This is a genomic window from Streptomyces sp. NPDC056948 (assembly GCF_042674225.1).
In the GTDB taxonomy this organism is placed as follows: domain Bacteria; phylum Actinomycetota; class Actinomycetes; order Streptomycetales; family Streptomycetaceae; genus Streptomyces; species Streptomyces purpurascens.
In genome coordinates this window covers 1-8,823 of record NZ_JBHUQX010000394.1, presented here as the reverse complement: position 1 = coordinate 8,823, position 8,823 = coordinate 1, and the positions used below count along the sequence as shown (strand labels likewise).

The window sequence follows — 8,823 nt, the reverse complement described above, 5'->3', positions numbered from 1 at the left end:
GGGCCGGGCCGCGCGCGGCGAGCGGATGCGAGCCGCCTTGAACCAGTAAAGAAAGTTGTAACTCAGTCGGTGGCGTGGGGCTTGAAGTCGTACGCACACGCGGGAAGTTCGCTGCCTCGGCGGTGAGCGAGGGGCAGGAAGAGCACTGGCCGGATCGTCCAGGTGATGCGGGTGGTGGCGTGCATGACTGTCACCGTGCAGGGCTCGGATCGCAGGAGAGCTCTTCTGGTGTCGGCACGTTCCTCGTACAGCCATGCCCATGCTTCGTCGCAGGCTGCGGTGTCCAGTGCCGGGGTGATGGTCCTGAGCGCGACGGCTACCCATCTGTCGGCTTGGGGAGCGGAGTACGCGTCGAACGATGCATGCAGAGTCGGTTGCTCCGAGTTGTTGGTGAGGTCCTGGGTCCAGCACTCGCACCAGTAGCCACGCGGGAGTCCGGTCACGAGGTCACTCCCGGCGGGTAGGCAACGAGCACGTAGCGGGTGTTCTCGTCGTACAGGGTGAGTTGGTAGGCAGTGCCCCCGGTCAGGTAGGCGAAGGCACGCTCGTGCTCCGCCTCGTCCCTCAACCAATGACGCCCCGGCTGGGCGTACGCCGCGTCGAGCTGGTCCGTGACGTTCCTCGTCCGCTCGCGCAGCCAACGCAGTGCGAGGCGGGGACTTGCTGTGTCGAGTGCTCCCAGAGGGATGGAGCGGGTCTCGTATGCGGGGTAGGCCACTGCCCAGCAGCGGTATGCAGCGCCGTGTTCGGCGGCGGCTAAGCGCTCGTGAGGAGTCGCCGTCACCATGCGCGTCCTCCGGGTCGTGCGCTCGCGAAGAGTTCCGCGGTGACCGTGTGGCCGGCCTGGCTGTTGTGGACCACGACCCGGTGCGCGAGTGCGGTGACCATGCCTAGCCCCCGGCCGTGTTCGGCGTCCTGGTCCTGGCGCTCGACCTTGGGCGACATCCCGGTGCCTCCGGCATCCGTGACCGACAGGGCGACCACCTGTGAGGAGACGGCCAGAGCCAGGTGGAAGCTGCCGGATGCCGTGCCGCTGGACGTGTGAAGGATCGCGTTCGAACTCAGCTCGCTCACGATCAGCTCGGCGTCGTCGGCAAGAGGCGATCCGCGCAGGATGTCCCGTGTCCAGCGACGAGCCCGGCTGACCTCTTCCGGAAAACCTGGGCAAGTGAGTCCCCAGACCCGGGCGGTGCTCGTATACTCGTGCATACAAGTTCCATCGTGCTGGTAGGCCGCCATGTGCAGCGGGTTCGGGCTAGACGAGTTTCACGCCGTCGTGGGCGCGTATGGCCGGCGGGGATACCGCGTCCAATGCGTCCAGGACGCGGATCGCGTATGCCTCGTCGGCGAGTTCAATGACCTCTTCGCGGGTGGCCCAGCGCAGTGCGCGGGTCTCGTCCCCGGTGGTGGGTGTGCCGTCGGCGGCCTCACAGCGGAAGACCATGGAGACGATCAAGCCCTTCATGTTCTTGTAGATCCCGGTCAGGGTCGCGGGAAGCGCGATCTTGATGCCGGTCTCTTCGAGAACTTCGCGCTGGAGGGCCTCGGGGATGGTTTCCTCGCGTTCGAGGATTCCGCCCGGGGGTTCCCAGTGGCCGTTGTCACGGCGTTTGATCAAGAGGGCGCGGTCCTGGTCGTCGACGATGACTCCGGCGACGCTCACGGAGTGCGGACGGTCGGTGCTCACGTTCCTCTGCCCTCTCGGCTGGCTAGGCTCTCCACGGTAGCAACAAAGCTCGCCCACTCGTCTAGATACCTAAAGGAGTACACGTGCCCTCTCTTTCCTCCGGCCTCCTCGGCGATCTCGACCCCACGAGCGATCGTGCGGTCTTTCGGCAGATCGCCGACCAGCTGCGCGAGGCCATCGACCGTGGGCGATTCAAGGAGGGCGAAAAGCTGCCCTCCGAGGCCGAACTAGTCGAGCATTACGGGGTTTCCCGTATGACGGTTCGAAACTCCTTCTCCGTCCTCCAGGGTGAGGGCCTGGTGCACGCCGAGCACGGGAAGGGTGTCTTCGTGCGACCACGACCGCCTGTACGGCGGCTCGCCTCCGACCGGTTCGCCCGGCGCCACCGCGAGCAGGGGAAGTCCGCGTTCATCGTCGAGGCTGACGCCGCCGGCAGTCACCCGCAGGTGGACAGCCTGGAGGTCAAGGAGGAGAAGGCCAGTCAGGACGTCTCCACCCGGCTCGGTTCCGTGCGGCGAGTGCTGGCCCGGCGTCGCCGGTATCTGCTGGATGGGCGGCCGGTGGAGTTCGCCACCTCGTATCTGCCGCTCGACATCGCACGGGGTACGCCGATCGCCGAGCCGAACCCCGGGCCCGGTGGCATCTACGCACGGCTTGAGGAGTTGGGACACCGCCTCGACCACTTTGAGGAAGAGATCCGTGCCCGAATGCCCTCTCCCGACGAGGTGCGCACACTTCGGCTGGCCTCCGGCGTGCCGGTCATTCACCTGATCCGGACCGCGTTCGACCAGGAAGGGCGGGCCGTGGAGGTCTGCGACACGGTCATGGCGGCCGACGCGTACGTCCTGTCGTACCAGCTCCCGGCGACGTGAGCGCCTGATCGGTGGTGGGGCGCGGGGCTGCTTTCCCGAACTCGTACACCCCAACAGGCTTACTCGTATAGACGAGTGGGCAAGTTGTGTGGCAAGGTGGTCGCCGTTCCCGGAGATCGGGTTCGAACGCCGCATCTTGTATAGACGAGCAGATGGGAAGAAGTCTTGCGCACCATCCGTGTAGAGACCTCGGCCGCGACGATCCTGCTGACCGAGGCGCCCGAGCCCAAGGTCCGCGACCGGCAGACCGGCGAGATCGCCAAGGACGCGATGAGCGGCGAGGCCCTGATGACGCTCGGCGTCGTCTACCTGGAAGACGGTGAGTCGTCGTTGATCAAGGTCACCGTTCCTGAGAGCGGGGTGTCCGAGGGGCTGACGCTCGGGGCTCCGGTCTCGCTTCCCGGTCTGGTGGCCCGGCCGTGGGAGAGCGTCTTCAACGGGCAGCAGCGGCACGGCATCGCGTTCCGCGCCGCCGCCGTGACTCCGGCCGCGTTCCCGGCCGCCTCTGGAGCCGCTGCCTGATGACCGATCTGACGACGCTCCTGGAGGTGGGTGGTCCTGTCGCCGCGCTCGGCGGCGGGGCTGCCTACGCCCGGGCGAAGCATCCCGGGGTGTACTGGTCCACGGTCGGCCTGCCGATATCCACGGCCCGGCTGCTCAGCTCGTACGGCTCGGTCATGGAGGCCTGCGGCCTGACCGTGGCTCCGTCCCGGCTGCGGATGCTCGCGGTCAAGGCCACCACTCGCCGTGAGGTCCGTCCCGTACCGCCGCGTCGGGGCATCATCCGGCCCACCTCGACCGGGCTGCGGCTCCGTCTGCGGCTCGCTCCGGGGCAGGAACCGGCCGACGTCGCCGCCTCGGCGGAACGGCTGCGGCATGCCTGGGGCGTTCACGCCGTGTACGTCTCGACGGTCAAGCCCGGTGTGGTTGAGCTGCGGCTGGTCGGCTTCGACGTGCTGCGGCGAGTGCGGATGCCTCGCAAGGTGGACGCCGAGTTCCTTCAGGTGCCCGTGGCACTGCGGGAAGACGCCATGCCGTTCGTACGTGACTACCGGACCGTGCCCCACCAACTCACCCTCGGCGCGACTCTGTCAGGCAAGTCCATGTACCTGCGTCATCTGATCGCGGGACTCGCGTCTCAGCGGGTCGCCCTGGTCGGCATCGACTGCAAGCGCGGTGTGGAGCTGGCGCCGTTCGCGTCCCGCCTCTCCGCGCTGGCCACCGATCCGGAGCAGGCCGCCGAGCTGCTGCCCGTACTCGTGAAGGAGATGGAGGACCGATACGACCTGATCAAGGCCCGGCAAGGCATCGCCCCGGGCACCCCGGACGAGGAGATCACCTCGGACATCTGGGGACTGCCCGAGCACGAACGCCCGGTGCCGGTCGTGCTGTTCGTCGACGAGGTGGCCGAACTCTTCCTCGTCGCCACCAGGAAGGATGAGGAACGGCGGGATGAGATGGTCACCCAACTCATCCGGCTCGCCCAACTCGGCCGGGCTGCCGGAATCTACCTGGAAGTGTGCGGGCAGCGCTTCGGTGCCGAGCTGGGCAAGGGAGCGACCATGCTGCGCGCTCAGTTGACCGGTCGGGTCTGCCACCGCGTCAACGACGAAGCCTCCGCCAAGATGGCACTCGGCGATATCGCCCCCGAGGCGGTCTCGGCCGCCTGTGCCATCGCTCCCGAACGGCCTGGCCTGGCCGTGGCGGGCGATACCTCCGGCGGCTGGTCGCGCATCCGTACGCCGTACCTGTCCCTCGGCGACGCTGCCGGGACCTGCCGTGAATCCGCACACCTGGTGCCGGACCTGCCCATGCTCAAGCCCTTCCGGCCCAGGGTGGCTGTAAGTCCGGCCAAGGGGCCGGGCCCGGTCGTCGAGCCGCGCCCCGTGACTGGCTGACCTCCTCCACCAACCTCGGTCGGCGTGACCGTCTCGCGCCAAGTCCCTACCCCTCCCATGCCTGAATCCGGAAGGAGCCGCTTCGTGCGTGCCCAACTGGCCCGCGTTGACGCGGTGCTCATCCAGGCCGTCATCGCTGCCGCGCTGTCCTTCGCCCACCTGCACGACGTCGCCTCGGCGGCCGGGCAGGACGGATGGAAAGCGTGGGCCTACCCGATCTCGGTCGACCTGCTGCTTGTCGCCGCCTGGCGTCGGCTGCGATCGGGGGAGGCGAAAGCGGCCGGGTGGTGCTGGTTCGTCATCGCCCTCGCTGCCTCCCTCGGGGCGAACGTGGCAACCGCCGGCCTGCTCGACCTGGACCAGGTCCCGGCCTGGCTTCGCATCCTCGTCGCGGGCTGGCCTGCGGTCGCCTTCCTCGGTGGCACCCTCCTCGCCCACTCCGCGCCACCAGCGGGCGCCAACGACGACGTAGAGGAGCCAGGGGAGTTCAAGCACGAGAACGTCGCTCCCGACCCCGAACCGCCCGAGCAACCAGCCATCGAGCCAACGCCCGAACGCCCTGCCGTCCCCGTCCCTGCCGCCCTCGTCGAACACGCCCGCAAGGTCGCCGCCGAACACCACACCCGCACCGGCGCCCCGATCGACGCACCGACTCTCCGCGCCCGCCTCGGCGTACCCGCGCCCATGGCCGAAGCCATCGCCGCACACCTCTGATGGGAGACCAACCCATGACAGCCAACCGCCGCTTCCGCGACATCAACCGCATCGGCCCCGTCCAAGTCGGCACCTCCTTCGACGGCCGGGGCCAGGAGAAGCACACCGCCGCCTGCACGGCCCCTCGCTGCGGCTTCTCCGCTGACTACGACAGCCGCGCCGCCGCTGAGCTGACCGCCCGTACTCACCGCTGCCCCGTCCGCTGAAAGGACCCGTGCCCGTGACCGTCAGCCTGCCGCTCGTCGTCGTCCTCGGCTTCTTCGCCTGGGGAGCGATCAAGTTCCTCGGCGTCCGTACCTGGGTCGTCGTCCTGATCGCGCTCTTCGGCTTCTGGCTCTCGCACACCTTCCTCGCTCCTGCCATCGAGTCCGGCACGCGCTCCGGCGTGACCGTCATAAACGGCTCACACGCCTAGACGAGTAGATAAGGAGACCTCCGCCGTGTTCCTGCCCAAGTACCCGGACAGCCCGACCCCGCCGCCGGCACACACCCACATCCCGACTCACCAGGAGGCGCCCGTACGGCGCTCCCTCCCGTCGGTCTCCATCGATCAGAAGACCGTCGTGGCCCTGGTCGTCGGCGGGGTCGTCCTCACCGCGCTCCTGGCCGCCGTAGCCGTTACGGCCATCTCCGTTGCCGTGGCCGCTGTCGTCCTGCGCTCCATGCTCCGCGACCACCACCGCCGCTGAACCGCGCTGGCCTCCGGGGCGGCGGCACACGACCAAGCATTTCGCCGCCCCGGCGCCTTCCTCCCAACCGAGCCAGTCAGAAGGGAATCGCCATCTTCACCCGCACCACTCCGCCCCCACTTCCGGAACTCGTGAACCTGGCCTCGCAGGGCACGCTGCCGGGTATCCTCCGCCAGCTCTCCGGACTCGGCGGCTGCACCCACCCGATCCGCCTCGACGGCCACCGCACCGAGTACGACGTAGACACCCGGACCGGCGAGATCGGCAACGTCCTTCATCGCCTCGACTCGACCAGCCTCCCGGCCGGGCAACTCCTCGTCCGCTGCAACAACCGCCGTACGACCCGCTGCGCCGCCTGCGCGGAGGTCTACCGCCGCGACACCTTCCACCTGATCACCTCGGGCCTGCGCGGCGGCAAAGGCACCCCCGAACGCGTCGCCGCTCACCCGCGCGTGTTCGCCACCTTCACCGCCCCGAGCTTCGGTCCGGTCCACAACCGCCCTTCCAGCGGGCGCCCCTGCCGCTGCGGCACCCGCCACGACCAGGACGACGACGCACTCGGCACCCCGCTCGACCCGGACACCTACGACTACGAAGCCGCCGTGTTGTGGAACGCCCACGCCGGTCCGCTCTGGCGGCGCTTCTCGACCTACCTGCGCCGAGAGGTCGCCAAGCGCGCGGGACTGTCACAGCGCCGGTTCCGCGAGCACGCCCGGGTGTCCTTCGCCAAGGTCGCCGAGTACCAGAAGCGCGGAGCAGTCCACTTCCACGCCGTCATCCGCATCGACGGCCCCAGCGGCGGCGACACCGCACCCCCAAGCTGGGCGACCGCCGAATTGCTCACCGACGCCATCGGCACGGCCGCAGCCAAGGTCAATGTCGAGGGCCCGGTCATCGATGGCCGCTCCCACACCTTCACCTTCGGCCGTCAACTCGACGTCCGCACCATCCGCTCGGCCGACTTCGACGACGGCCAGGAGCTGACCGAACGGGCCGTCGCCGCCTACATCGCCAAGTACGCCACCAAGGGCGCCGAGACCGCCACGGGAGCTCTCGACCGCCCCCTCAAGTTCGCCGCCGAACTCGCCCAGTTCGACATCAGCGACCATGCCCGCCGCATGATCCGTACCGCATGGTTCCTCGGGTCCCGCAAGGACCTCGAACACCTCCGCCTGCGCGCCTGGGCCCACATGCTCGGATTCCGCGGCCACTTCTCCACCAAATCCCGCCGCTACTCCACCACCCTCGGTGCCCTCCGCACCGCCCGCGCCGACTGGCGCCGCGCCCAAGCAACCAGTTCCGAAATTTCGGAGGTGGTCAAGACGACCCTCGTCCTCGCCCATTGGGTCTACGCCGGAACCGGCCTCACCGACACCGAAACCTGGCTCGCCGAAACCCTCGAACCCGCCCCCGGAACAGAAGGAGAACCGACCCGTGGCTGAGACCAGTTCCACCGTCGCCGTCCTGGAGGTGGCCGACTCCTCCTTGGTATTGCTGACCGTCGAAGAGGCGGCTCGGCGGCTCCGTATCGGGCGTACGACGTGCTTCCGGCTCGTCCTGGCCGGAGAGATCGAATCGGTGACGGTCGGGCGGCTACGTCGGGTTCCCGCCGATGCTCTGCCCGCCTACGTGGCCAAGCTGCGTCACAGTCACCCAGAAGCGGCCTGAAGGGGGCGGCATGGCAGAGAACAAGCGCACCCGTCAGCCCAACGGGGCCTCGTCCATCTACTTCGGCAAGGACGGAAAGTGGCACGGCCGGGTGACCGTCGGCGTCCGTGATGACGGCAAACCCGACCGCCGTCACGTCGAGCGGAAGACAAAGGCCGAGGTGACCAAGGCCGTCCGCGAGATGGAGCGGGCCCGCGACGACAGGAAGCTTCGGAAGCCGGGCAAGGGCTGGACCGTCCAGAGTTGGCTTGAGCACTGGGTCGAGAACATCGCCAAGCCGTACGTCTCCGAGAACACGTACGACGGGTACGAGGTCGACGTACGCGTTCACCTGGTCCCCGGCCTGGGCGCTCACAAGCTCGACCGCCTGGAGCCGGAGCACCTCGAACGCTTCTACCGGAAGATGCAGGCGTCCGGGAGCTCCGCCGGCACCGCCCACCACGCTCACCGCACGATCCGGGTCGCCCTCGGTGAGGCCGTGCGACGCGGCCACGTCGTCACCAACGCGGCCGAGATCGCCAAGGCTCCCCGCCTCGAAGAGGAGGACATCGAGCCTTACACGATCGACGAGGTACAGAGCCTCGTCGTCGAAGCGGCCAAGCTTCGCAACAGCGCCCGCTGGGTCGTCGCCCTGGCGCTCGGCCTCCGGCAAGGTGAGGCGCTCGGCCTGCACTGGGAAGACGTCGATCTTGACGCGGGATACGTCCGCATCCGCAAGAACCGGCTGCGCCCCAAGTACGCGCACGGCTGCGGTGCCAACCCGTGTGGCCGGAAGGCGGGCTACTGCCCCAAGAAGGAGCAGACTCGCCGCGAGCACAAGTCCACCAAGTCGCGTGCTGGGCGGCGCACCATCGGTCTGCCCGACCCGCTGATCAAGATTCTCCGCCAGCACCAGGAGACGCAAGAACGGGAACGGATCGCGGCCGGTGCCGACTGGGAGGGCAAGGGCTACGTGTTCGCCTCCCCGACCGGCGGGCCGCTGAGCCCCAACACCGACTTCCACACCTGGAAGCGGCTCCTGCGGGACGCTGGCGTGCGGGACGGCCGTCTCCATGACGCTCGTCACACTGCGGCGACCGTGCTCCTGATCCTCGGCGTCCCGGACGTCGTGATCGACTCGATCATGGGTTGGGAGCCTGGGGGAGCGGCTCGGATGCGCGCCCGCTACATGCACGTGACGGGGACCATGCTCCGCAAGGTCGCGCAGCAGGTCGGCGACGCGCTGTGGGAGCTCCCGAAAACAAACTGAGACGGAAACTGAGACGGACAACGACGAAGGGCCCCACCGCAAGCGG

14 protein-coding genes are annotated in these 8,823 nt (G+C 68.6%); 10 read left to right on the top strand and 4 right to left on the bottom strand.

The window, feature by feature from the left end; genetic code table 11:
- Nucleotides 1-62: 62 nt before the first annotated feature.
- From ACFTZL_RS35700 to ACFTZL_RS35685, 4 genes are read right to left on the bottom strand one after another with little or no spacing between them, the layout of a single operon-like run.
- The gene (locus tag ACFTZL_RS35700) at nt 63-443 is read right to left on the bottom strand and encodes a hypothetical protein (RefSeq protein WP_382591748.1); all 381 of its coding nucleotides are present in this window, start codon (nt 441-443) and stop codon (nt 63-65) included.
- Entirely contained in the window at nt 440-787 is a 348-nt protein-coding gene (locus ACFTZL_RS35695) for a hypothetical protein (protein ID WP_382591745.1), read from the bottom strand. The genes ACFTZL_RS35700 and ACFTZL_RS35695 overlap by 4 nt, the downstream gene beginning before the upstream one ends.
- Nucleotides 781-1,209, bottom strand: a complete 429-nt coding sequence (locus ACFTZL_RS35690; protein WP_382591742.1) for an ATP-binding protein — start codon at nt 1,207-1,209, stop codon at nt 781-783. The genes ACFTZL_RS35695 and ACFTZL_RS35690 overlap by 7 nt, the downstream gene beginning before the upstream one ends.
- Before the next feature lie 46 nt (nt 1,210-1,255).
- Nucleotides 1,256-1,663, bottom strand: a complete 408-nt coding sequence (locus tag ACFTZL_RS35685) for an NUDIX hydrolase (protein WP_062931480.1) — start codon at nt 1,661-1,663, stop codon at nt 1,256-1,258.
- A 107-nt stretch (nt 1,664-1,770) separates the two neighbouring features.
- On the opposite strand from ACFTZL_RS35685, the gene ACFTZL_RS35680 reads away from it, so the two are divergent.
- The 10 genes from ACFTZL_RS35680 (at nt 1,771) to ACFTZL_RS35635 (ending at nt 8,777) form a co-directional block, all read left to right on the top strand.
- Nucleotides 1,771-2,559: a GntR family transcriptional regulator gene (locus tag ACFTZL_RS35680; protein WP_020274970.1), complete on the top strand. Its 789-nt coding sequence runs from the start codon at nt 1,771-1,773 to the stop codon at nt 2,557-2,559.
- 165 nt (nt 2,560-2,724) lie between these two features.
- Entirely contained in the window at nt 2,725-3,081 is a 357-nt protein-coding gene (locus ACFTZL_RS35675) for a hypothetical protein (RefSeq protein WP_381037338.1), read from the top strand.
- On the top strand, nt 3,081-4,457 hold the full coding sequence (locus ACFTZL_RS35670) for an FtsK/SpoIIIE domain-containing protein (RefSeq protein WP_382591738.1): 1,377 nt from the start codon (nt 3,081-3,083) through the stop codon (nt 4,455-4,457). The genes ACFTZL_RS35675 and ACFTZL_RS35670 overlap by 1 nt, the downstream gene beginning before the upstream one ends.
- Before the next feature lie 84 nt (nt 4,458-4,541).
- Nucleotides 4,542-5,171, top strand: coding sequence for a DUF2637 domain-containing protein (locus ACFTZL_RS35665; protein WP_382591735.1), 630 nt, complete (start codon nt 4,542-4,544; stop codon nt 5,169-5,171).
- A gap of 14 nt (nt 5,172-5,185) precedes the next feature.
- Complete coding sequence (locus tag ACFTZL_RS35660; RefSeq protein WP_382591733.1) at nt 5,186-5,377, top strand: mobile element transfer protein; 192 nt, start codon at nt 5,186-5,188, stop codon at nt 5,375-5,377.
- Nucleotides 5,378-5,391: 14 nt separating this feature from the next.
- Nucleotides 5,392-5,586, top strand: a complete 195-nt coding sequence (locus tag ACFTZL_RS35655; protein WP_382591730.1) for a hypothetical protein — start codon at nt 5,392-5,394, stop codon at nt 5,584-5,586.
- 25 nt (nt 5,587-5,611) lie between these two features.
- Complete coding sequence (locus ACFTZL_RS35650; protein ID WP_329051712.1) at nt 5,612-5,860, top strand: SpdD protein; 249 nt, start codon at nt 5,612-5,614, stop codon at nt 5,858-5,860.
- A 137-nt stretch (nt 5,861-5,997) separates the two neighbouring features.
- Nucleotides 5,998-7,302 (top strand): replication initiator, encoded by a 1,305-nt coding sequence (locus ACFTZL_RS35645; RefSeq protein WP_382591751.1) that lies wholly within the window; start codon nt 5,998-6,000, stop codon nt 7,300-7,302.
- Nucleotides 7,295-7,528 carry an excisionase family DNA-binding protein gene (locus ACFTZL_RS35640; RefSeq protein ID WP_382591726.1) on the top strand — a complete coding sequence of 78 codons (234 nt, stop codon included), beginning with the start codon at nt 7,295-7,297 and terminating at the stop codon, nt 7,526-7,528. Before ACFTZL_RS35645 ends, ACFTZL_RS35640 begins: the two co-directional genes overlap by 8 nt.
- A gap of 10 nt (nt 7,529-7,538) precedes the next feature.
- Nucleotides 7,539-8,777: a tyrosine-type recombinase/integrase gene (locus ACFTZL_RS35635; RefSeq protein ID WP_382591723.1), complete on the top strand. Its 1,239-nt coding sequence runs from the start codon at nt 7,539-7,541 to the stop codon at nt 8,775-8,777.
- The last annotated feature ends 46 nt before the right edge of the window (nt 8,778-8,823 follow it).

Excerpts from the sequence above, each read along its gene's own strand:
- ACFTZL_RS35695 (WP_382591745.1), bottom strand. The coding sequence starts at position 787 with ATGGTGACGGCGACTCCTCACGAGCGCTTAGCCGCCGCCGAACACGGC.
- ACFTZL_RS35660 (WP_382591733.1), top strand. The coding sequence starts at position 5,186 with ATGACAGCCAACCGCCGCTTCCGCGACATCAACCGCATCGGCCCCGTC.
- ACFTZL_RS35670 (WP_382591738.1), top strand. The coding sequence starts at position 3,081 with ATGACCGATCTGACGACGCTCCTGGAGGTGGGTGGTCCTGTCGCCGCG.
- ACFTZL_RS35635 (WP_382591723.1), top strand. The coding sequence starts at position 7,539 with ATGGCAGAGAACAAGCGCACCCGTCAGCCCAACGGGGCCTCGTCCATC.
- ACFTZL_RS35690 (WP_382591742.1), bottom strand. The coding sequence starts at position 1,209 with ATGCACGAGTATACGAGCACCGCCCGGGTCTGGGGACTCACTTGCCCA.